Annotated in this window: 16 protein-coding genes; 9 read left to right on the forward strand and 7 right to left on the reverse strand. The window is 57.4% G+C overall.

Annotation, left to right across the window (positions count from 1 at the left end):
* Window positions 1-88 precede the first annotated feature (88 nt).
* Window positions 89-2797 (reverse strand): magnesium-translocating P-type ATPase, encoded by a 2709-nt coding sequence (gene mgtA, locus ACOTY9_RS16280; protein ID WP_348565829.1) that lies wholly within the window; start codon window positions 2795-2797, stop codon window positions 89-91.
* A gap of 389 nt (window positions 2798-3186) precedes the next feature.
* Here mgtA and treR point away from each other — a divergent pair, with 389 nt between their 5' ends.
* From treR to ACOTY9_RS16300, 4 genes are all read left to right on the forward strand, one after another.
* Window positions 3187-4134 (forward strand): trehalose operon repressor TreR, encoded by a 948-nt coding sequence (gene treR, locus ACOTY9_RS16285; RefSeq protein WP_045281935.1) that lies wholly within the window; start codon window positions 3187-3189, stop codon window positions 4132-4134.
* A gap of 127 nt (window positions 4135-4261) precedes the next feature.
* The gene (gene treB, locus ACOTY9_RS16290; RefSeq protein WP_014882300.1) at window positions 4262-5680 is read left to right on the forward strand and encodes a PTS trehalose transporter subunit IIBC; all 1419 of its coding nucleotides are present in this window, start codon (window positions 4262-4264) and stop codon (window positions 5678-5680) included.
* 51 nt (window positions 5681-5731) lie between these two features.
* Entirely contained in the window at window positions 5732-7387 is a 1656-nt protein-coding gene (gene treC, locus ACOTY9_RS16295; protein WP_023331895.1) for an alpha,alpha-phosphotrehalase, read from the forward strand.
* Between the two features lie 135 nt (window positions 7388-7522).
* Window positions 7523-8269, forward strand: a complete 747-nt coding sequence (locus ACOTY9_RS16300) for an oligogalacturonate-specific porin KdgM family protein (RefSeq protein WP_023331894.1) — start codon at window positions 7523-7525, stop codon at window positions 8267-8269.
* A gap of 8 nt (window positions 8270-8277) precedes the next feature.
* On the opposite strand, the gene ACOTY9_RS16305 is transcribed toward ACOTY9_RS16300, so the two are convergent.
* Window positions 8278-8937, reverse strand: coding sequence for a MurR/RpiR family transcriptional regulator (locus ACOTY9_RS16305; RefSeq protein ID WP_014882297.1), 660 nt, complete (start codon window positions 8935-8937; stop codon window positions 8278-8280).
* A gap of 179 nt (window positions 8938-9116) precedes the next feature.
* Here ACOTY9_RS16305 and ACOTY9_RS16310 point away from each other — a divergent pair, with 179 nt between their 5' ends.
* The 5 genes from ACOTY9_RS16310 (at window position 9117) to nrdG (ending at window position 16816) form a co-directional block, all read left to right on the forward strand.
* Window positions 9117-10520 (forward strand): PTS fructose transporter subunit IIC, encoded by a 1404-nt coding sequence (locus tag ACOTY9_RS16310; RefSeq protein WP_421637383.1) that lies wholly within the window; start codon window positions 9117-9119, stop codon window positions 10518-10520.
* Between the two features lie 10 nt (window positions 10521-10530).
* Window positions 10531-13128, forward strand: a complete 2598-nt coding sequence (locus ACOTY9_RS16315) for a glycoside hydrolase family 38 C-terminal domain-containing protein (protein WP_421637384.1) — start codon at window positions 10531-10533, stop codon at window positions 13126-13128.
* A gap of 1 nt (window position 13129) precedes the next feature.
* Window positions 13130-13702: a PTS sugar transporter subunit IIA gene (locus ACOTY9_RS16320; protein ID WP_200924802.1), complete on the forward strand. Its 573-nt coding sequence runs from the start codon at window positions 13130-13132 to the stop codon at window positions 13700-13702.
* Window positions 13703-14071: 369 nt separating this feature from the next.
* Complete coding sequence (nrdD, locus tag ACOTY9_RS16325; protein WP_014882293.1) at window positions 14072-16210, forward strand: anaerobic ribonucleoside-triphosphate reductase; 2139 nt, start codon at window positions 14072-14074, stop codon at window positions 16208-16210.
* A 141-nt stretch (window positions 16211-16351) separates the two neighbouring features.
* Entirely contained in the window at window positions 16352-16816 is a 465-nt protein-coding gene (gene nrdG, locus ACOTY9_RS16330) for an anaerobic ribonucleoside-triphosphate reductase-activating protein (RefSeq protein WP_221703792.1), read from the forward strand.
* 32 nt (window positions 16817-16848) lie between these two features.
* On the opposite strand, the gene ACOTY9_RS16335 is transcribed toward nrdG, so the two are convergent.
* Genes ACOTY9_RS16335 through ACOTY9_RS16355 form a run of 5 tightly spaced genes read right to left on the reverse strand, consistent with a single transcriptional unit; the run spans window position 16849 to window position 22908 of the window.
* A complete protein-coding gene (locus tag ACOTY9_RS16335; protein WP_014882290.1) occupies window positions 16849-18759 on the reverse strand; it encodes a BglG family transcription antiterminator in 1911 nt (636 codons plus the stop codon).
* Window positions 18760-18778: 19 nt separating this feature from the next.
* Window positions 18779-19915 (reverse strand): lactonase family protein, encoded by a 1137-nt coding sequence (locus ACOTY9_RS16340; RefSeq protein WP_023338954.1) that lies wholly within the window; start codon window positions 19913-19915, stop codon window positions 18779-18781.
* Between the two features lie 17 nt (window positions 19916-19932).
* Window positions 19933-20676: a 2-dehydro-3-deoxy-phosphogluconate aldolase gene (gene dagF / locus ACOTY9_RS16345; RefSeq protein WP_023338953.1), complete on the reverse strand. Its 744-nt coding sequence runs from the start codon at window positions 20674-20676 to the stop codon at window positions 19933-19935.
* Window positions 20673-21791 (reverse strand): DgaE family pyridoxal phosphate-dependent ammonia lyase, encoded by a 1119-nt coding sequence (locus ACOTY9_RS16350; protein WP_117581621.1) that lies wholly within the window; start codon window positions 21789-21791, stop codon window positions 20673-20675. The genes dagF and ACOTY9_RS16350 overlap by 4 nt, the downstream gene beginning before the upstream one ends.
* Window positions 21775-22908, reverse strand: a complete 1134-nt coding sequence (locus ACOTY9_RS16355) for an amidohydrolase/deacetylase family metallohydrolase (RefSeq protein WP_045268865.1) — start codon at window positions 22906-22908, stop codon at window positions 21775-21777. The genes ACOTY9_RS16350 and ACOTY9_RS16355 overlap by 17 nt, the downstream gene beginning before the upstream one ends.
* Between the last annotated feature and the right edge of the window lie 29 nt (window positions 22909-22937).

Below are 22937 nucleotides of genomic sequence, written 5' to 3' on the forward strand. Positions count from 1 at the left end.
AGAAAGCTATTGCCCGGTGGCGCTGCGCTTACCGGGCCTACGTGACGGGAGTAGGCCGGGTAAGGCGAAGCCGCCACCCGGCAAAAAATCACTGCCATCCATACCGACGCGCATAAAACCCTTTCACCATCTGCGTCAGCACCATGTAGCCCGCGAGGATCGCCACCAGCCAAGGGAAGTAGCTCAGCGGCAGCGCCTGAAGCTGCAGGTAACTTGCCAGTGGCGAGAACGGCAGCGCGATGCCGAGCGCCATCACAATGCCCGTCATCACAATCAGCGGCCATGCGGCACGGCTCTGGATGAACGGAATGCGGCGCGTGCGGATCATATGCACAATCAGCGTTTGCGACAGCAGACCCACCACGAACCAGCCGGACTGGAACAACGTCTGATGTTCCGGCGTGTTGGCATGGAACACAAACCACATCAGGCAGAAGGTCAGGATGTCGAAGATGGAGCTGATCGGCCCAAAGAACAGCATAAAGCGCCCCAGATCGGACGGGTTCCAGCGCTGTGGCTTCTGGATCTGCTCGTCGTCGACGTTATCAAACGGGATCGCTACCTGGGACACGTCGTACATCAGGTTCTGGATCAGCAGGTGCAGCGGCAGCATCGGCAGGAACGGCAGAAACGCGCTGGCCACCAGGACGCTGAACACGTTACCGAAGTTGGAGCTGGCGGTCATTTTGATGTACTTGAGCATGTTGGCGAAGGTGCGACGCCCTTCGATAACGCCCTCCTCCAGCACCATCAGGCTTTTTTCCAGCAGGATAATATCCGCCGCTTCGCGGGCGATATCCACCGCGCCGTCCACGGAGATGCCAATATCCGCGGCACGCAGGGCGGGCGCATCGTTGATGCCGTCGCCCATAAAGCCCACAACGTGCCCTTCACGACGCAGCAGGGTAACAATGCGCTCTTTGTGCATCGGTGTCAGGCGGGCAAACAGCGTGGTGTGCTGCGCCAGTTTCGCCAGCTCGTCGTCGGACAGATGCTCAATGTCGCTGCCCACGACCACCTCGCCCGCATCCAGCCCGACTTCGTGACACACTTTCGCGGCCACCAGCTCGCTGTCGCCGGTGAGGATTTTAACGGTGATACCGCTCGCCTTCAGCGCTTTGAGCGCAGGCGCTGTGGTCTCTTTCGGCGGATCGAGGAATGCGATGTAACCCTCGAGGATCAAATCGGATTCGTCGATACGCTGATAGTCCCCCTCGCGCGCGGGCAGAAACTTGCTCGCCACCGCCACCACGCGCAGCCCCTGACGGTTCAGGTTGTCGGTAACGCGCTTGATGCGGCGCAGCATGGTGTCGTCCAGCGGCACGATCTCACCGTTATGGCGCACCTGCGTCGACACATTCAGGATCTCCTGCAGCGCGCCTTTGCAGATCAGCTGGTGCACGTCCGGCTGCTCGCTCACCACCACCGACATGCGGCGGCGTTCAAAGTCGAACGGGATCTCATCCACCTTCTGCCAGCGACCGGAGAGCGTGCGGGCGGCTTCCTCATCGACCCCTTCCAGCACCGCCACGTCGAGCAGGTTCTTCAGCCCGGTCTGGTAATGGCTGTTCAGCCACGCGCTGTGCAGCACGCGTTCGCTGGTTTTACCGGCGATATCGGTGTGGTTCTCCAGCACGATTTTATCCTGCGTCAGGGTGCCGGTTTTGTCGGTGCAGAGAATGTCCATCGCGCCAAAGTTCTGGATAGCGTCGAGGTGCTTGACGATCACTTTCTGTTTCGAGAGCTTCACCGCCCCACGCGCCAGCGTGGAGGTGACAATCATCGGCAGCATTTCCGGCGTTAAGCCAACGGCCACGGAGAGGGCAAACAGCGCCGCCTCCCACCAGTCGCCTTTGGTGTAACCGTTGATCAACAGCACAATCGGCGTCATCACCATCATAAAGCGGATCAGCAGCATGCTGACGCGGCCAATCCCTTTCTGGAAGGCATTCGGCTCGCTCTCCTGCTCGCTGACGCGTCCGGCAAGCTGACCAAACCAGGTGTTGCCCCCGGTCGCGGTGACAATCGCCTGCGCCGTACCGCTGACGACCGTGGTTCCCATAAAGCACAGGGTGTCGCACTCAAGCGGGTTCATCTGCTGCGGATCTCGGCTGCGCGCCACCTTTTCAACGGGCAGGGATTCCCCGGTCAGGGAGGCCTGGGCGACAAACAGATCCCGCGCCTGAATGATGCGTAAATCCGCCGGGATCATGTCCCCCGCGGCCAGCTTCACCAGGTCACCCGGCACCAGCTGGTCAATGGGCAGCTCCACCCAGGCGTTTTCGCCGAGGTCGTTAATCACGCGCAAGACGGTCGCGGTGTTGCTGACCATCGCTTTCAGGGCGTCCGCCGCTTTGGTGGAGCGGGCTTCCTGAATAAAGTTCAGCAGCGTGGAAATCCCCACCATCAGGGCAATCACCCCTGCGGCAAAGAGATCTTCCGTCGCGTAGGAGATGATGCCGAGCACGGTCAGCAGCAGGTTGAAGGGGTTGCGGTAGCAGAGCCACAGGTGCACCCACCACGGAGACGGTTTTTGCGCCGGAATTTGGTTATCGCCGTGCACGGCGCGGATTTTGTCCACTTCCGTCGCGTTCAGCCCTTCCGGGTGGCCGCCAAAGGCGCGCCAGACTTCGTTCTCATCCATTGCCGCCACGTTCAGGCAGCGTTCGGTCAGGGAAGCGGGAATCGCTGCACCCGCGATGTTTTTGGCATTAGGCAGCGGGTCGCGCTGAATAAGACGATGTGGCAGGTGGCGGCTCAGCAGGGCCTGCAGGTGCCGGGTGATATTTTTAAACATAGTCATTCCTCCGCATCCGCAACGGCGGACGCAGCATTCCCTTCAGGCATGGCAAAGCCGTACCTGTCAGGCACTCAATTTTTCAAGCAGGAACGTTTGGGACGTTGCTGCCTCACATCACCGGTGAGACAGCAAAAGCTGGCTTACCGGAAAGAACGTGTTCTCCCGTTCAGGAGAGGTGTGGGATCGGGATCCATGGAGCCTCCGGTAAGTAAAAACAGGGTGTCGCCGCGCAGTATAAGGATTTAAGCGTACCCTTTGTGACGATTCGGGCGGTATTATACCCCCCTGCAAATAAACCGAACGTAAACCAGACTTTGCCCATAGCGAAATCGCGCTATAGCATTAGGCTCAATTGATCATTTTGTCGTTGTTACAGGGAAAACAGCATGCAGAACCGCCTTACCATTAAAGACATCGCGCGTTTAAGCGGCGTGGGGAAATCGACCGTCTCACGGGTGCTGAATAACGAAAGCGGTGTCAGCGAACGCACCCGCGAGCGCGTCGAGGCGGTGATGAATCAGCACGGCTTTTCCCCTTCCCGCTCCGCGCGCGCTATGCGCGGGCAGAGTGACAAAGTGGTCGCGATTATTGTCTCTCGTCTGGATTCGCTCTCGGAGAACCTTGCCGTGCAGACCATGCTGCCCGCCTTTTACGAGCAGGGATATGACCCCATCATGATGGAGAGCCAGTTCTCGCCGCAGCTGGTTGAAGAGCATCTGGGCATGCTCAAGCGACGCAACATTGACGGCGTGGTGCTGTTCGGCTTTACCGGCATTAAAGACGAGATGCTAAAACCCTGGCAGCCCTCACTGGTCATGATGGCGCGCGACGCCCACGGTTTTGCCTCTGTCTGTTATGACGACGAGGGGGCGATTATCACCCTGATGCAGCGTCTGTACGATAAAGGCCATCGCCATATCAGCTTCCTCGGCGTCCCCCACACCGACGTCACCACCGGCAAGCGTCGCCATGAGGCCTATCTGGCGTTTTGCAAAAAGCACAACCTCCCGGCCGTCGCCTCCCTGCCGGGTCTGGGCATGAAGCAAGGCTACGAGCAGGTTGCCAGTGTCCTGACCCCGCAGACAACCGCGCTGGTGTGCGCCACGGATACGCTGGCGCTGGGAGCCAGCAAATACCTTCAGGAGCAGCGCATCGACAGCCTGCAGGTGGCGAGCGTCGGCAGCACGCCGCTGATGAAGTTTCTGCACCCGGAGATCATCACCGTCGATCCGGGTTATGCCGAGTCCGGCAGACAGGCCGCCGCGCAGCTGATCGAGCAGATCAACGGGCGGAGCGAGCCGCGGCAGATCGTGATTCCCGCTCATCTTTCATAGCCCCTCTGAAGCGTTTATTGTGATCTTCGCCCGATTTCGGGAACGTTCCCATTTTCGCCGTCACGCTGAAAGAGTAGGCTTGCGCTCAGGTCATTACACCCCTCACCATCTGTCATGAGGTTTCATGATGAGTAAAGTCAAACAAGCAGATATTGATCAGCTGATCGTCCTGGTCGGCGGCCGCGAAAACATCGCAACCGTTAGCCATTGCATTACCCGCCTGCGCTTCGTGCTGAACGATCCGGCCAAAGCGAACCCGAAGGCGATTGAAGAACTCAAAATGGTTAAAGGCTGCTTCACCAACGCCGGGCAGTTCCAGGTGGTCATTGGTACCGAAGTGGGCGATTACTATCAGGCTCTGCTGGCAACCACCGGGCACAGCTCGGCGGATAAAGAGCAGGCCAAGAAGGCTGCACGCCAGAATATGAAGTGGCACGAGCAGCTGATTTCCCACTTCGCGGAGATCTTCTTCCCGCTGCTGCCGGCGCTGATCAGCGGCGGCTTAATTCTCGGTTTCCGTAACGTCATCGGTGATGTGCCGATGAGCGACGGCAAAACGCTGGCGCAGATGTATCCGGCGCTGAAAACCGTTTACGACTTCCTGTGGCTGATTGGTGAAGCGATCTTCTTCTATCTGCCGGTCGGGATTTGCTGGTCCGCGGTGCGCAAAATGGGCGGTACGCCGATTCTCGGTATCGTGCTGGGCGTCACGCTGGTCTCTCCGCAGTTAATGAACGCTTACTTACTTGGTCAGCAGGTGCCTGAAGTGTGGAACTTCGGTCTGTTCACCATCGCCAAAGTGGGCTATCAGGCGCAGGTTATCCCGGCCCTGCTGGCGGGGCTGATGCTGGGCTTTATTGAGACACGCCTGAAGCGCATCGTGCCGGATTATCTCTATCTGGTGGTCGTTCCGGTCTGCTCGCTGATTCTGGCCGTCTTCCTGGCACATGCGTTTATCGGTCCGTTTGGCCGCATGATCGGCGACGGCGTGGCCTTCGCGGTGCGCCACCTGATGACCGGCAGCTTCGCACCGATTGGCGCCGCGCTGTTTGGCTTCCTGTACGCCCCGCTGGTGATCACCGGTGTACACCAGACCACGCTGGCCATTGATATGCAGATGATCCAGAGCCTCGGCGGCACGCCGGTCTGGCCGATTATCGCCCTGTCTAACATTGCGCAGGCGTCTGCGGTGACCGGCATCATCATCGTCAGCCGTAAGCACAACGAGCGCGAGATCTCCGTTCCGGCCGCGATCTCCGCCTACCTCGGCGTCACCGAACCGGCGATGTACGGTATCAACCTGAAATACCGCTTCCCGATGCTCTGCGCGATGATCGGTTCCGGTCTGGCAGGCCTGGTGTGTGGTCTGAACGGCGTGATGGCGAACGGGATTGGCGTGGGCGGTCTGCCGGGCATTCTCTCCATCCAGCCCGCTTACTGGCAGGTGTTTGCCCTGGCAATGGCGATTGCGATTATCGTCCCAATGGCGCTCACCACCGTGGTTTATCAGCGTAAGTTCCGTCAGGGCGCGCTGCAGATTGTTTAACTTCATCTTTCGGGGCGCAGTTGCGCCCCTTCGCATTTGCAGGAACGCATTATGAATACCCTTCCTCACTGGTGGCAGAACGGCGTCATCTATCAGATCTATCCAAAGAGTTTTCAGGACACGACCGGCAGTGGCACCGGCGATTTACGCGGCGTGACCGCGCGGCTGGACTACCTGAAAACCCTCGGCATTGACGCCATCTGGCTGACGCCGTTTTATATCTCGCCGCAGGTGGATAACGGCTATGACGTGGCGAATTACATCGCCATCGACCCGGCGTACGGTACGCTGGATGATTTTGACGAACTGGTCGCCGGGGCGCATCAACGCGGTATTCGCATCGTGCTGGATATGGTGTTCAACCACACGTCAACCCAGCACGCCTGGTTCCGGGAATCACTGAATAAGGAAAGCCCGTACCGCCAGTTCTACATCTGGCGCGACGGTACGCCGGAGCAACTGCCTAACAACTGGCGCTCCAAGTTTGGCGGCAACGCCTGGCGCTGGCACGCCGAGAGCGAGCAGTATTACCTGCACCTCTTCGCGCCGGAGCAGGCGGATCTCAACTGGGAAAACCCGGAGGTGCGCGCCGAGCTGAAAAAGGTATGCGAGTTCTGGGCCGATCGCGGCGTGGACGGCTTACGTCTGGACGTCATTAACCTGATTTCAAAAGATCAGGATTTCCCGAATGACGAAACGGGCGACGGTCGCCGCTTCTACACGGACGGGCCGCGCATCCACGAATATCTTCAGGAGATGAGCCGCGACGTCTTTACCCCGCGCAACCTGATGACGGTGGGCGAAATGTCCTCGACCTCGCTGGAGAATTGCCAGCAGTATGCCTCGCTCGACGGGCGCGAGCTGTCGATGACCTTTAACTTCCATCACCTGAAGGTGGATTACCCGGGCGGTGAAAAATGGACGAAGGCGAAACCGGACTTTGTCGCGCTGAAAACCCTCTTCCGCCACTGGCAGCAGGGGATGCACAACAAAGCCTGGAACGCGCTGTTCTGGTGTAACCACGATCAGCCGCGCATCGTTTCACGCTTTGGCGACGAAGGGGAACACCGCGTGGCCGCAGCAAAAATGCTGGGCATGGTGCTGCACGGTATGCAGGGCACGCCGTACATTTATCAGGGCGAGGAGCTGGGGATGACCAACCCGCACTTCAGCCGCATCACCGATTATCGCGATGTGGAAAGCCTGAATATGTTCGCCGAAATGCGGGCAAACGGTCGCGATCCTGACGAACTGCTGGCGATTCTGGCAAGCAAATCCCGCGATAACGGCCGCACGCCAATGCAGTGGGACGCCTCGCACAATGCGGGCTTTAGCGAGGGCGAGCCGTGGATTGGCGTCTGCGATAACTACGAAACCGTGAACGCCCGCGCGGCGCTGGACGACCAGGACTCGGTGTTTTACACCTACCAGTCGCTGATTCGCCTGCGCAAAACGCTGCCGCTGCTCACGTGGGGCGACTACGAGGATCTGCTCCCGGACCATCCTTCCCTGTGGTGTTATCGCCGTCAGTGGCAGGGGCAGACGCTGAAGGTGGTGGCGAACCTGAGCCGCGAGCGTCAGCAGTGGCAACCGGAGCCGGTACAGGGCGCATGGCGGGTCGCACTCAGCAACTATGATGATGTCCCCACCCGTCCCGACACGCTGCTCTTGCGCCCGTTTGAAGCTATCTGGTGGGTGCAGGAATAACTATCAGGAGATACAGCATGCTGTATCTCTTTTTTTATGTTTAGCGATACGCTAAATGTACGACGATAACTTTTACATCGTGGCGTGCCGAAAATAAAAATAGCCCTGCCAATAAAATAACCTCGGCAGGACATTATGAAAAAGAGAATTATTAAAGCAACGTGTATTAGCGCACTATTATTAAGCACACAGGGATGGTGCGGAAATACATCCGTCGACCTTCGTTTTGGTCACAACACAAACTCAGACGTCAATGATTCCCGTATTAAGGTCATGCATCAGGCGGAGAATGGTTTTTACTTCTCCGTTGAAGCCGCACAAAACCACAATGATACCTTTTTTGGCGATACCGACCGATATAACCCAGACGAAAAAGGCTTAACGGAGGCGGCACAAGAGATTGAAACGCGCTGGCGCTTCGATCTTGGAAACGGCTTTGCCGTAGCGCCGGGCATGGTGACGGTTTTCACCGCCAGCAATACCCATTACCGCCCCTTCATTCAGGGCTGGAAAGCGTTCGATAACGGTCTGAATCTCGCCGCCCGTTATCGCTATAACACCGTCAATGACGCGCACAGCGACAAAGAACTCGACGGCAGCGGGTATACCCGCCGCCAGTCACACCAGTTCGACATCTGGTTCGCGTATAACATTGGCAAATTCGGGATGTCCTACAACCCACGCTTCCGCTGGCAGGATGGTGTCGATCAGGGAACCGGGGATGATACCTACTGGGAACATACCGTCGCCTTCAACTACAAGCTCGACGATGGCTGGACGCCTTACGTCGAACTGGTTTCACTGGATAAAACCTATATCAACGATGACGGCAACCATGAAAATGATTATGCCGTCCGTCTGGGGATAGTGAAGCAGCTCTGACGACCTGACTACACCGTATCGTGCTGCAGCAGCCTGCAGCCGATACGGTCTACCGCACTTAACAGTTCCAGCTGCCCTTCCCGCTGATATAACGATACCGCGTTGATATCAATCAACAACGGCCAGCATAGAGAAGAGAGCGCGGCCAGCGTAGACCCCTCTCGCGTGATCGCAATAATCTTTAATCCTTTGCGCAGCGCGTTACGCGCCATTTCAATTAACGACTGCGTCTCTCCGGATTTACTGATCAACACCAGCGTTCCCTTCGATACCCGCGTCAGCTGGTGCATATCGTTGAGAATAAGGTGCGGCAGGCTCGCCAGAGATAAAAAACGCGACAGGTAGTTGAGGCTGGTGAGTGATGCGCCCCGTGCATAGAGAAAAATATGGCTGGAATGGGTCAGCAACCTGGACATCTCCACCACAATCTCCTCCGCCTGCGGCCCCACGTCAGGGTTTACAGGCGCAGGGGTAAAATGATCGCGTAAAAAACGATACCGAAGCTCTGTATAGCTCTTATAGCCCATTTTCTTACACACGCGATTAACGGAGGTTGTCGTGGTAAAAGTATCACGGGCAATCTCTTTTGCCGATATAGTAGAAATATGAGTAGCGTGATGCTGAATGTATTCGAATATCAAACGCTCACTTCCCTGAAATGAATTCATATATTACACCCTGTTTAATCCTGGCATGATTTTACCACAGCCGAAAAATATCCTCTGGAAGGCGCTTCACATATTGCAAGCCCGCGTATGACGATACGTAATAAGTATTAGCAAACATTAAAAACTGTTTTGGCTTCTCTTTATACTTTCCCTGTTTTCACATCCAGGGAATTATGACAATGACGAAACAAAAAGTTGTCGCGGTAACGGCCTGCCCGACAGGCATTGCACACACGTTTATGGCCGCGAATAAAATTATCGCATGGGCTAAAGCGCATAACATTGAGGTAAAGGTTGAAACGCAGGGTAGCGACGGCGTTAAAAATCGCTTAACAAAACAGGATATTGCCTCTGCCACCGCCATTATTCTGGCAACCGACGTCCCCATTCAGGATGCCGAACGTTTTGATGACATTCCTCACCTTCAGACACGAACACAAGAGCTGATCAAGCACACCGACCGCTATCTTCGTCAGGCGCTGGCAATGGAAAAAAATGCTACCGCGGTGGCAGATGAAGACGAAGACGATCTCCGGCGTTCGGCTTACCAGATATTTATTGGCCATATCATGGCGGCCATCAGCTATATGTTACCGGTCGTGGTCATGGGTGGGCTGATGATGGCAACGACCAAAATTACCGGCCAGTTTATTAACATTGAACATTCGCCGTTCAGCGTGCTGGATAAAGTGGGCTTTATGACCATCAAGTTCATGTATCCGGTCTTCGCCATGTATCTGGCGTTTGCCATTGCCGGAAAACCGGCGCTGATCCCCGGGCTTATCGGCGGCATCATGTCAGACGAAGTCTACAAGCGCTTCTTTGATATCGAGGGCTTTATGCCCTCCGGCTTTTTCGGCGCGATTGGCATTGGCTTCTTTGTGGGCTATCTGGTGCGCTGGCTCAACGATTCGATTCATGTCCGCCAGCAGCTCACCACCATTAAAACCATGCTAATCGTCCCGCTGATCACCGGCATTACGCTGGTGATAGTCATGGAATATCTGATTAACCCGATTTTTGGCTCGCTTAATCAGCTGATGGTGGTTTTTTTTACCTCGGCAGGTGACACCGGACGCGGGTTCTATTCCGCAATGATCGCCGCGGGCACCGCTTTCGACCTTGGTGGTCCGGTCAATAAGGCGGCAGGCTCGGTCGCGCTCGGCCTGAATGGCATGAGTGAGACGTTTGATTTAACCGCCCGCGAACTCTCTATCGTGATCCCCTCCATTGGCGTCGGTTTTGCCGCATTCCTCAACGGCCGTTTTGGTCTGCCGGACGTCTTCAGCCGGGAAGAAAAAACCGTTGGCAGCACCTCGTTATTGCTGGGCGTAATCGGGATCTCCGAAGGCGCTATCCCGTTCATCCTGAAAAACCCACGCCTGATCCCGGTATTCATGACCGGTGCCGTCGCCGGTGCGCTGGTGGCGATTGCACTCGGCGTGAAGCAGACGCTGCCTCTGCCCGCCATCTGGGGCTGGCCGCTGGCGACCAATGTGGCGGGCTATCTGGCGAGCGTCTTTATTGGCGCACTGATTTGCGCCCTGGGCGTGCTTTATGTCAGCCCAAAGAACGTCAGGTGAGGGAAACATCATGAATCAGATCCACGTTATTGCCCACACGCACTGGGATCAGGAGTGGTATTTCACCCGTCAGGACAGCATGGTGCTGGCGTCATATAACTTTGCGGATGTTATCAACACGCTGGAGCAAGACCCGGCTTATGCCTGCTATCACCTTGACGGGCAGATGGCGGTCGTGGAGGACTTTCTTGCGATCAATCCCGATTATCGCGCCAGGCTGGAAAAGCTGGTCAGAGAAAAAAGGATTTTCGTCGGGCCGTGGTATACCCAGACGGACACCTACAACGTGCATGGCGAATCCATTATCCGCAACCTGAAGTACGGCATCTTCGCCGCCCGAACGCTGGGACATGCGATGCAGGTCGGTTATCTGCCGGATACCTTCGGCCACAATGCGCAGATGCCGACGATTTTGCAGGGCTGCAATATCGATAACATCGTCTTCTGGCGCGGTATCGATCACGACCGGCAGGCCAAACGCAGCCAGTTTATCTGGCGCGCGCCGTCAGGGGCGAGCGTCATCGCCTGTGCGATGGCGCTCGGGTATGGCGCGGCTAAAAATATCGCTTCGCAAGCCAGCCATCTGCAGGGGAAAATCTACCCGATGGTCGATTTGCTGCGTTCACGGGCCGGTATCGATGACCTGCTCCTGCCCTGCGGCGGCGATCAGGTCAGCATCGACCCGGCGCTGCCGACTATCCTGCAGGTCGCCAGCAAACACTCTCCCAACCAGGATTGGTACACCATCAGTTCGCTGGAGCGTTACGTGGACATCCTGCGCGCGCAGCGTGAGCAGTTTGAATGCTGGGAAGGCGAGCTGAAATCGCCACGCTACACCCGCATCCATAAAACGATCGGCTCCGTGCGCTACGACATTAAAAAGAAAAATGATGAGATTGAGCAGTTTATCCTGCGACAGCTGGAGCCGACGATTGCCATGGCGCGGCATCAGGGGCTACCGGTCAATCTCTCTGTGGTCGATACCCTCTGGAAGACGCTTTTGCGAAGCCACGCCCACGACTCTATCGGCGGCTGTAATAGCGATACGACCAATCGCGACATTCTGCATCGGCTGGAACAAACCGAGCAGCTGTGTCACAGCCTGTGGAATCTGGTGGTAAAAACGCTGGCCGTCGCCTGTGCTCAGGAAGGGGACCTGCTGATCTTCAATCCGCTGACCACCCCAATGCGGCGCGTGGTTAAAACCACGCTGTATAGCCGGGCTGAACATATCGCGCTGACGTATCAGGGGCAGCCCGTGCGCTTCGACGTCCTGAAAAGAGACATTTTACCCGGCGGAACGGCGATCTCCCTCACTGCCGAAGGCGAGTGTGAAACGCCCCTTCCTCCCTATTTCCGCTGGCACATTGCTGTGCAGACGCCGGTTCTGCCGTCGGTTGGCTATCTCACCGTGAACGTTGAGAATAACCCTGCGCCGTTACGGCAGCCTGAACAGGAAAAGGGCCGCGAAATAGAAAATGCGCATTATCGGCTGATGCTGGACGCCGGAACACTTACCCTTGAGGACAAACACACGGGCAGATGCATCCCCGCGTTCTTTACCCTCGAAGACTGCGCGGATGCGGGCGACAGCTACGATTTCTCCCCGCTTGCAGGCGATACGCCAACGCGCTGTTCCCATTTCACACTCATTGATTGCCTGAAAACGCCTCTTGTCGAAAAGTTGATTATTGAGGCGACGCTGCTTCTGCCGCCGGATCTCGCCGGACACCAGGATGCAGTCAGAAAACCGTTATGCCTGCGTCTGGCGTGTGAATTACGCCATGACGATCCGAACCTGTATGTCGACGGTGCGCTGGAAAACAGCCACTGCGATCACCGGCTGCGCTTGCTGATCAACAGCGATATTCACACGCATCACGCTATCGCCTCACAGCCCTTTGCGATCATCCAACGCGAAACGGGGTATGACGATGAAAACTGGCAGGAACGCTATCGCGAGCTGCCCGTGGATATCGAAACCAGCGAGGGCATTATCGCTGTCGCAGAAGAAGGCAAAGCGCTGGTGGTGAACAGCCGCGGCATGAAGGAGTTTCAGATCCTCGGGCATGAACCGGCAGTGATTGCCCTGACGCTGTTTAAGTCAACGGGTGTGCTCGGACGAAACGACCTTGACTGGCGACCGGGTCGGGCATCCGGGATTAATAATACGGTGGTTGAGACCCCCGATGCCCAGTTGCTGAAGCCGTTGCACTTTTCATTCAGCGTCGCGATGGCCGACAGTGCCGATCATCTGACGCTACGCCAGCTGGAAAATCTCGCGACCGGACAGCCCTTTACCTATCAACGGCAAACGCTGCACACGCTCGATCATCGCCTTGAGCGCTTTTCGTTGCGCCTGCCCGAACGCCAGCTTCCGGCACACTTCTCGCTGTTGACCCTACCGGAGCCGCTTATTCTGTCTGCCCTGCCCCATGCCCAACAGTCGCATGGCACGGTCATCCGCGTGTTTAACGCTGGCACGCAGCCGGTTCCCGTTCCGGCAGATCTCGCGGGGCTTCCTCAGATCAACTATCTGGAAGAGCCCGTGCAGCCGGTAACGGCGATCCAACCTTCCGCGACCTGCGATTTTTTGTTAGAGGCTTAATATGAACTTGCTTGCATTGACGCACCCCGATTTGGTTTTTATCAACCCGCCGCACCGTACCCCTGAAGCGCTGATCCGCTGGCTCGCCGAACCGCTCGTCAGGCGAAACGTCATCGGCGATCAAGAGACATTTATCCAGAGCGTTTTACAGCGTGAAAGTGAAGGTCCTACGGCTCTGGGCGAAGCACTTGCCGTTCCACACGGTAAAACCGAGACGGTGCATCAGGCGGCGTTTTGTCTGGCGCTCTTTGACGACCCGATACGCTGGCCGGGGCTGGAGGGGGATGAAGAGGTCAGAATGGTCTTCCTGCTCGCCATTCCCCCTGCTGAAGCAGGCAGCACGCATATGCAGCTGCTCACGACGCTAACCAGCCTGTTGACGGAAGACCGTGTGCGTGAGCAGCTTCTGGCGGCACGCACCCGGGAAGAGGCGCTGTCAGCCCTGAGTACGGAAGAACCGCACATTGAGGATGCGGTGCCCGCGCGTTCCCTTCTCATCCCACTGGTGCTGGGCACTGTCGCTATCGCCGCCTTTTTACAGGCAGGTTTAAGCTGGGTGCGCGGCATCTATTAATCACGTAGCGCTCAGTACAGACCGTGCTGAGCGCTTGTTTTTGTTGAATAATTAATCAGATTTTTCCTTCTGGTCTTTACAATCGCTGAAGCGCCCGCCGTTTGTACTCTCGTCTTTTTACTTTGTTCTGCATCAAATAAATCGCAAACAAGTTTGATGCAAATCACTATATGTAGCACTTAAAATGCTCGCCGACCCAACATGTTGTATTAATCGTCTACTATTCCAACAACAAGACGGCGCTTACGCTGGCCGGAATTGTGGATAACACGAGCCGGGAACGCGGGAAGTCTTTGGCCTGGCGGGGAATGCGCCCGGTGAATACTTCTCCACCTCTGTGGATAAACTGTTTTTAAAAATGGAGTGATCATGACACCGCATGTGATGAAACGTGATGGCTGTAAAGTGCCGTTTAAATCAGAGCGCATCCAGGAAGCCATTCTGCGTGCAGCTAAAGCAGCGGGAGTCGATGACGCAGATTACTGCGCCACCGTCGCAGAAGTCGTTAGCAGCCAGATGAATGAACGCAGCCAGGTGGATATCAACGAGATCCAGACCGCGGTTGAAAATCAGCTGATGGCGGGCCCCTACAAGCAGCTGGCCCGCGCCTACATTGAGTACCGCCACGATCGTGACGTGCAGCGTGAAAAGCGCGGTCGCCTGAACCAGGAGATCCGTGGCCTGGTAGAGCAGACCAACTCTGCCCTGCTCAATGAAAACGCCAACAAAGACAGTAAAGTGATCCCCACCCAGCGCGATCTGCTGGCCGGTATCGTCGCCAAACACTATGCCCGTCAGCACCTGCTGCCGCGTGATGTGGTCTCAGCGCACGAGCGCGGTGAGATCCACTATCACGATCTCGACTATTCACCGTTCTTCCCGATGTTCAACTGTATGCTGATCGACCTGAAAGGCATGCTGACCCACGGGTTTAAAATGGGTAACGCCGAGATTGAACCGCCAAAATCCATCTCCACCGCCACTGCGGTCACGGCACAGATTATCGCCCAGGTCGCCAGCCACATTTACGGCGGCACCACCATTAACCGCATTGACGAAGTGCTGGCCCCGTTTGTGACCGCAAGCTTCAACAAGCACCGCAAAACGGCCGAAGAGTGGCAGATCCCGGACGCCGACGGCTATGCGCACTCGCGCACTGAGAAAGAGTGCTATGACGCGTTCCAGTCGCTGGAGTATGAGGTGAATACCCTGCATACCGCCAACGGCCAGACGCCGTTTGTGACCTTCGGTTTTGGCCTGGGCACCAGCTGGGAATCGCGTCTGATCCAGCAGTCCATCCTGCGCAACCGTATCTCCGGCCTCGGTAAGAACCGCAAAACGGCGGTGTTCCCGAAACTGGTATTCGCCATCCGCGACGGGCTGAACCACAAAGTTGGCGATCCGAATTACGACATCAAACAGCTGGCGCTGGAGTGCGCGAGCAAGCGCATGTACCCGGATATTCTGAACTACGATCAGGTCGTAAAAGTAACCGGTTCATTTAAAACGCCAATGGGTTGCCGCAGCTTCCTCGGCGTATACGAAGATGAAAACGGCGAGCAGATCCACGACGGGCGTAACAACCTCGGCGTCATCAGCCTGAACCTGCCGCGCATCGCGCTGGAGGCCAAAGGCAATGAAGCTGAATTCTGGACACTGCTGGATGAACGCCTGCAGCTGGCGCGCAAGGCGCTGATGACCCGTATCGCTCGCCTTGAAGGGGTCAAAGCCCGCGTGGCGCCTATCCTCTATATGGAAGGGGCCTGCGGCGTGCGCCTGAAAGCGGACGATGACGTGTCTGAGATCTTCAAAAACGGCCGCGCGTCGATTTCGCTGGGCTATATCGGCATCCATGAAACCATCAATGCCCTGTCTGGCGGCACGCATATGTATGACAGCGACGCGCTGCGTGAAAAAGGCGTGGCGATTGTTCAGCGCCTGCGCGATGCCGTGGACCAGTGGAAAGAGGAAACCGGCTACGGTTTCAGCCTGTACAGTACCCCAAGCGAGAACCTGTGCGACCGCTTCTGCCGTCTGGACACCGCCGAGTTCGGCATCGTGGAAGGCGTGACCGATAAAGGTTACTACACCAACAGCTTCCACCTCGACGTGGAGAAGAAGGTAAACCCGTACGACAAGATCGACTTTGAAGCGGCATATCCGCCGATCGCCAACGGCGGCTTCATCTGCTACGGCGAGTACCCGAACATTCAGCACAACCTGAAGGCGCTGGAAGACGTGTGGGATTACAGCTATCAGCATGTGCCGTATTACGGCACCAACACGCCCATCGACGAATGCTACGAGTGCGGCTTTACCGGTGAGTTCGAGTGTACCAGCAAAGGCTTTACCTGCCCGAAATGCGGTAACCACGACGCGGCACGCGTGTCGGTAACCCGCCGCGTGTGCGGCTATCTCGGTAGCCCGGATGCGCGTCCGTTTAACGCCGGTAAGCAGGAAGAGGTGAAACGCCGCGTGAAGCATCTGGGGAATGGGCAGATCGGGTAAGTTCTGCGCTGGGTTCTCCCCCTCACCCTACCCCTCTCCCTCAAGGGAGAGGGAACCGATCGAGCATATTGTTGAGCCCGGCTCCGGTTTTCTCCCTCTCCCTGTGGGAGAGGGCCGGGGTGAGGGCATCAGGTTAACGCTATGAATTACCATCAATACTACCCCGTTGATATCGTCAACGGACCCGGCACCCGCTGCACCCTTTTCGTGTCAGGCTGCGTCCACGAGTGCCCGGGTTGCTATAACAAAAGCACCTGGCGCTTAAATTCCGGTATGCCGTTTACCGCGGAAATGGCAGACCTGATCATTAACGATCTCAACGATACGCGCATCAAACGACAGGGAATTTCGCTCTCCGGCGGCGATCCTCTTCACCCGCAAAACGTGCCGGAGATCCTGAAACTGATAAAACGCATTCGCCGCGAGTGCGCAGGAAAGGATATCTGGGTCTGGACGGGTTACAGGCTGGATGAACTGAATGCGGCTCAGATGGAAGTGGTGGAGTTGATTAACGTGCTGGTCGACGGCAAGTTCGTTCAGGATTTAAAAGACCCCGCGCTGATCTGGCGCGGCAGCAGTAACCAGGTTGTGCATCATTTGCGTTAATGAAAAGCGGATATTATTTATCCGCCTTTTTCTCAAAACCGACTCAAACTCTCCATCGCCACCGTTTTAAACTCGGCAAAATCGCCGCAGCTACAGAGCCGCGCCATGGCGCGCTCGCGCAGGAAGGTGACGAAGATATCGTAGATCGCCATCGCCTCTTCATACTCGCTTTTGCTGATGGCGAGCAGGAAAATCACGTGCGCGGTTTCGTCACCCCACGCAATCCCCTGCGGGGCGAGTACGGTGTAGACCACGGTTTTCTGGGCAAGCAGACCGAGGGAGTGCGGAAGCGCAATGCCGTCACCGAGCATGGTGCTGACGATGGCTTCACGTTCAACCACCGACTCCAGAAACGCCGTCCCCACAAACCCCTCACCTTCAAGCTGTTCGCACAGCTCGCGGAACAGCGTTTGCTGGTCAATCGGCGCGTCGATGATGCGGAAATGGGCGGCGTCGAAGTATTTATCCAGCATCCACGGGCGGGTGCGGTCTACCAGCACCAGCTTGCCAATCTGCTCCAGCTGATAATCAGTCGGAAACGGTGCGATCATCACTACCGGTTTTGCTTTTTCACTGACGCGCGCGGTGGCGATAACAAAGTCCTCGCTGAGCGATTCCACCTGCTCGTACTCGCGCAGCGTGAGCGTGCGCGTGACCTCAATCTGCGGGTATTTACGCTGGAGTACCGCCTCAATCATACGCACCATCGCATTACCGGCGTCACAGACCAGCAGCACGCGCGGCTGGCGCTGGTAGCCAATGTTGTAGTGACGCTCCAGTCCGACGCCAATGTGCAGCACCAGGAAACCAATTTCGTTTTCGCTGATCGCATACGGCGTGTATTTGCCCCAGTTCGATACCGCCGCCAGGGTCATGTCCCAGGCCATCGGGTAGTGCTGCTTGATGTTATCCAGCAGCGGATTGGGGATCATGATTTGATACCGCACGCGGGTGATCATCGTCTTGATGTGCGTGAGCAGATCCGCGTGCAGCTGCGCGTCGCTGAGCAGGTTGTAGTTGTAGTGGGTGTTGATGTAGCGCAGGATGTAGTTCACCAGCGCCTCTTCGTCATCGGCGTTAATGGCGCTTGGGGCGATCTCCTGGATCTGCCGCGCAGCGATGTGCACGCAGAGCCAGTTCTCCTCCGAGGGTGCAAGCGCTTTGCCCGCCAGTTCCTGAATGGCCACAGCAATATCTTTCGCCGCTTCCCGCACGTTCTCCTCCACATCCTCCGCATGGAATTCCGACAGCGGATAGCCTTCGCTGATGCGTCGCACTGATACCGCGCAGTACAGGCGCAGGAACAACTCCCCTTCGTCCGTCAGGCGAATGTGGTGACGCGTCAGCGCGTCGTGCAGCACTGGCACCATCTTTTCCGCCACGCCCGCATTGAGCGCGACGTCCGTCACCAGCGGGTTCAGGCTGTCCTGCTGCGCCAGCTCCCAGAGCAGATCGGTCAGGCAGGCGCGAACCGACATTTCGCTGCCAAACAGCTTCATGCCATGGCGTGGACGGGTTTCCAGCGTCAGGTTATAGCGATGAAAACACTCGCGCACTTCCGCCATGTCGCTTTGCAGCGTGGCGCGGCTGACAAACCACTCGTCCGCCAGGTCCTCCAGCTTAAGCGAAAACGCCGACGTCAGAAAACGCACCACCAGATAATGCACGCGCTCCGCGCCCGTACGGGGAATACGCAGCGCGCGCGGATGGGAGGCCTGGAGCTGCTGATAACGCGCGGCGTCGTCAATTTTAAGCTGATAGCCATTTCCACGGCTCAGAATAAACTGCGCCCCGTGACTCGCCAGCAGCGCGTTCAGGGCGGTGATGTCAGCACGGACGGTTCGCGTGGAGACCGACAGCCGCTGCGCCAGCTCGTCCTGCGGCAGCGTCTCGTTTTGCAACAGATCGAAAAGTTGCGCTAAACGTTGGTTCGGAAATCGCACGTCGTTGTCCTCTTACGGCTTAGGGTGAAATGACCATCTGGGATGGGCTGCCGACCGGCGTATAGTCTGGCTCGAAGCTCAACTTCCCATCCTGCGCCACGCGAAAACGGGTAATGTTATCGCTGCGCTGGTTCATAACGTACAGCCAGCGTCCTTGTTTATCGAGCGTCAGGGTGCGCGGGTAGTCGCCACGCGTCCACACGTCATCCTGATGCCTCAGCGTGCCTTCTGCTGTTACGGTAAAGTGCCCGATGCTGTTATGCAAACGGTTAGCCACATACAGCTGTTTACCGTCGGCGCTTAACGCCAGCCCGGCAGCAAAACTGGTGCCTTTGTACCCTTTTGGCAGGGCAGAGAGTGTTTTACCCGCTTTCAAGGTGCCGTTGGCATTCACGGTATAATGGGTGAGCGTTGAGGCCTCTTCGTTAATCAGCCACAGGGCATCCCCTTTCGGCGTAAAGACGAAATGGCGAGGTCCGGCCCCTTTCGAGGAGGCGCTGATAAACGGCGGATCGTTGGGGGTCAGCTTTCCGCTTCGATCGTCAAAACGGTACTGATAGATGCGATCTAACCCCAGATCGGTCGAAAACACGTACTTCCCGCTCGGATCGGCGGCGATCATGTGCGCATGAGGACCGTTGTGATCGCTGATAGCAAAACTGCCCTCTACAGCGGCTTCTGGTTTTGCTGCACCCGGTTCGCCTTGATCCTGATGTTTATCCGTGGCATCTCCCAGGCTGCCGTCTGCTTTGACCGGCAAAACGGCAATCGATCCGCTGACGTAGTTGGCCACCAGCAGGTGCTGGCCATTCGGCGTCAGCGAAAGATAAACCGGCCCCGCGCCGCCGGAGGCCACCTGATTCAACTCGCTCAGCTCGCCGTTATCTTCCACCCGCAGCGCCTGCACCACGCCCTGCTCCACTTCGCTTGCCAGATAGAGCGTTTTGCCGTCGTGTGAGACGGCCAACTGCGCGGCGTTAGGCAGTTTGCTCACCAGCGTTTTGTTGCCGAGCGCGCCGGTTTGCGCGTCAACGGTAAAACGGTACAGCCCTTCGCCGTTGGGGTTGTAGGTGCCGACCCAGGCATACTGGGTTTGCGCGACGGCGGCGGTAGCAAGCAAAGAGAGTGAAGCGACAAGCAGGTTACGGGTGTGCATGGTGGCTCCTTTGGGTGTTATGACTTAACCAGTTTCTTCGTCATCTCAAGCAGCGTACGCACATCTTCTGGACGTGTATCACCGCTGGCCTTGTCGATAATCGAGCTATAGATATGCGGGATGATCTTGCTCACGCCCGCGTCGAGGGCGATCTGCAGGATCGCCTCAAAGTTTTCCAGATCGATCCCGCCGGTCGGTTCCAGCCAGAAGTCGTAACGGGCGCAGGCTTCCGCTACCGCCTGGTATTCGTCACGGCACTTAAGGCCGCCCATCGGGAAGTATTTGATCGAGCTGCCGCCAAAATCTTTCAGCAGGGCAATCGCGGTTTCCACCGGGACGATACCGTCCGGTGCCGTGCTGCTCAGCGGACCGGTGGAAATTTTCACCATACCGACGGTGCCGGTCGGTGAGACCAGACCGTTCACCACAGAGTCGTTCTGCCCCAGCAGCGCGCGGCTGGTCGCCACGCCGGTAAAGACCTGGTTGACGTGCTGCGGCTGTACCTGACGGGAGATTTCACTGACCATCGCCGACTGGTTCGGGTCGCCCGCGCCCAGTCCCACGGAAAGCGCGTTATCAATCAGCGCCGCGTACTCGCGCATATCCGCCACTGCGCTTGCCACGTCCGGGTAATTTTTGGAGAGCACGCCCACCAGCACATGGCCTTCCGCCGCCTCGTAAATGGCGCTGGCATTAGCTTTCGAACCTGCCAGCACGTTCAGGCAGACGCGGTCACGATAAAAATTGGGGGTCAGTTTCATGCCTTTTTCTCCTGTCCTAACACTTCGCTAATGCGGCGGTACACGATGTTCAGCTGGTCAGCATTTACGCTGCGCACGTCCGCTTCGATTATCCCTTCGTTGGCCTTGTAGCCACGGAAATAGATGGCGTATTCACCCTGCTTGAGCTTATTCACCAGGTCACCGGTGCCCACGCCGGTGGTCGCTTCGTCAAATTTAATCTCGGTGCGGGCAATATCGCGCCCGGCGCTGTCCCAGACTACGCGCGCGGTGACGCCGTTCAGGGTGTTAAGCGCGTCGATAAACGGCGTCATCTTCGCCACCATCTCGGCACCGCTCTCTTTGGTTGCCGTGAGGTAGTGTTCGATGGCGCAGGTCAGGCCGAGAATGCCCTCTTTACCCACCTTCATCGCGCGGCCAATACCTGCCGTCTGGCGTTTCACCCACTCAATGTACTGGGTTTTGCCGATCACCAGCCCGCTGGTTGGCCCTTCGATCGCCTTCGCACCGCTGTAGATCACCAGATCCGCGCCGGAACGGTAGTAAACATGCAGATCTTCTTCCGCTGCGGCATCGACGATCAGCGGCAGATCGTGTTTACGTGCGACTACTGCCGCCTGCTCGACGCTGAGCATGCTTTTCTGCACGCAGTGGTGAGATTTGATATAGAGGATCGCCGCCGTGCGCGGGGTGATCGCCGCCGCCAGCTGATCGGCGGAACATTCATTGGCATAGCCCGCTTCGACCAGTTTTCCGCCGCCCAGCGCGACCATGGTGCCCACCGGCGCGCCAAAGTTAACGTTGTGGCCTTTCGGCAGGACAATCTCGTTGTTCGCAATCGGGGTGACGTGCAGGTTTTCCAGCAGCCAGTCGCTGTCTTTGACCAGCACTGCCGCTACGGACTGGGCAATGCCCGCCGACGCGCAGGAGACCACCGTCGCGCCCTCCACATCAAGAAGCTTCGCGATGTATTCCCCGGTTTTGTTGACCAGGTCCTTCATCTCAAAATAGTGATTCATGCCGTCCATTGCCGCCTGCACCACTTCCGGGCGCGGCGTGGAAACGCCCAGCGCCGTCATGCGGCCCGAGGTGTTGATAACTTGCTTTAAGTGGTACTTCTCATAAATCGAAGGCATGTTCCGTGCTCCCTTGTTCGGTCATGTAGCCCTTGCCCGCGCGGATCGCGGCAAGCGGCACCAGAATATGTTCAGCCTGCAGGCTGTCGTTTTCGGCATCCGTCAGCACCGTTGGCTGGCGTTTAATCGTGAACAGCGTCAGGTCGGCGTCAAGGCCGGGCTGGATGCGGCCTTTACGCGTCAGGCGCAGGCCATCCGCGGCGTTGGCGGTGACGCAGTCAATGACCTGCGGCAAAGACATGCCGATGGCGAGAAACTTCGACATCACGCTTGCAAGCGACCCGACCGGGCCGTTAATCCGGTTACGGCAGTAGATATCCGAGCTGATGGTGTGCGGCAAAATGCCCATCGCGATGGCGCGTTTCGCCACCTCAAAGCTGAAACTCGCCGTACCGTGCCCCACGTCCAGACGCACGCCGCGCTTCAGGGCGGAGGTGATGGAGGCACGCAACTCGCCGGAGGGCGTCAAAATACGGTTGGGTTTGCCGTTGTAGCAGTGGGTGATGATGTCGCCGGAACTGAGCAGTTCGGCGATTTCGTCGAGGTTCGGCGGGTTGTTGCCGATGTGCACCATCAGCGGCAGATCGCTGTTCTCGCTCTGGATGGCTTTCGCGCGCTCCAGCGGCGTAATGCCGTTTTCACCGACCACGCTGCTGCTCATGCGCGCCTTCAGGCCGACGATAAAATCAGGGTGGCGTTTTACTGCCTGCTTCACGGCATCGGCATCAATATTCGCCATATTGGCCAGTTCGTTCTGGGCAATCAGCCCGACGCGGGAGATGTTCAGCAGGGCAAACACCTCGGTGGCGGCCTTGCGGGTAATTTCATAGAAATCATCCACGTCATCTGCCCCGGTACTGCCTGCATCCACCACGGTGGTGACGCCCGTGGCAATGCCTACGCTGTCCGGCTCGTCGTGATAAATCGGCGAGTTCGGGTAGCAGTGGACGTGAGAGTCAATCCAGCCTGCGCTGACGAACACATCACCGTTCAGCTCAACCGTTTTACGGGCGGGAGCGTCAATGTCGCCCAGCGCGGCGATTTTCCCATCCTGAATGGCGATATCGGTCAGGGTATCGTCGGCGAGGCGCGCGCGGCGCAGGAGTAAATCAAACATGGGGTTCTCCTGATAAGGCGGGCGCCTGA

The organism is Enterobacter cloacae complex sp. SHL012, assembly GCF_049237505.1.
Lineage (GTDB): Bacteria > Pseudomonadota > Gammaproteobacteria > Enterobacterales > Enterobacteriaceae > Enterobacter > Enterobacter kobei.

Coding starts and splice junctions, on each gene's coding strand:
- treR (WP_045281935.1), top strand. CDS start 3,187: ATGCAGAACCGCCTTACCATTAAAGACATCGCGCGTTTAAGCGGCGTG.
- mgtA (WP_348565829.1), bottom strand. CDS start 2,797: ATGTTTAAAAATATCACCCGGCACCTGCAGGCCCTGCTGAGCCGCCAC.
- ACOTY9_RS16350 (WP_117581621.1), bottom strand. CDS start 21,791: ATGCCTTCGATTTATGAGAAGTACCACTTAAAGCAAGTTATCAACACC.
- ACOTY9_RS16320 (WP_200924802.1), top strand. CDS start 13,130: ATGAACTTGCTTGCATTGACGCACCCCGATTTGGTTTTTATCAACCCG.
- ACOTY9_RS16305 (WP_014882297.1), bottom strand. CDS start 8,937: ATGAATTCATTTCAGGGAAGTGAGCGTTTGATATTCGAATACATTCAG.
- dagF (WP_023338953.1), bottom strand. CDS start 20,676: ATGAAACTGACCCCCAATTTTTATCGTGACCGCGTCTGCCTGAACGTG.
- nrdG (WP_221703792.1), top strand. CDS start 16,352: ATGAATTACCATCAATACTACCCCGTTGATATCGTCAACGGACCCGGC.
- ACOTY9_RS16315 (WP_421637384.1), top strand. CDS start 10,531: ATGAATCAGATCCACGTTATTGCCCACACGCACTGGGATCAGGAGTGG.
- ACOTY9_RS16310 (WP_421637383.1), top strand. CDS start 9,117: ATGACGAAACAAAAAGTTGTCGCGGTAACGGCCTGCCCGACAGGCATT.
- ACOTY9_RS16340 (WP_023338954.1), bottom strand. CDS start 19,915: ATGCACACCCGTAACCTGCTTGTCGCTTCACTCTCTTTGCTTGCTACC.
- nrdD (WP_014882293.1), top strand. CDS start 14,072: ATGACACCGCATGTGATGAAACGTGATGGCTGTAAAGTGCCGTTTAAA.
- ACOTY9_RS16300 (WP_023331894.1), top strand. CDS start 7,523: ATGAAAAAGAGAATTATTAAAGCAACGTGTATTAGCGCACTATTATTA.
- ACOTY9_RS16355 (WP_045268865.1), bottom strand. CDS start 22,908: ATGTTTGATTTACTCCTGCGCCGCGCGCGCCTCGCCGACGATACCCTG.
- treC (WP_023331895.1), top strand. CDS start 5,732: ATGAATACCCTTCCTCACTGGTGGCAGAACGGCGTCATCTATCAGATC.
- treB (WP_014882300.1), top strand. CDS start 4,262: ATGAGTAAAGTCAAACAAGCAGATATTGATCAGCTGATCGTCCTGGTC.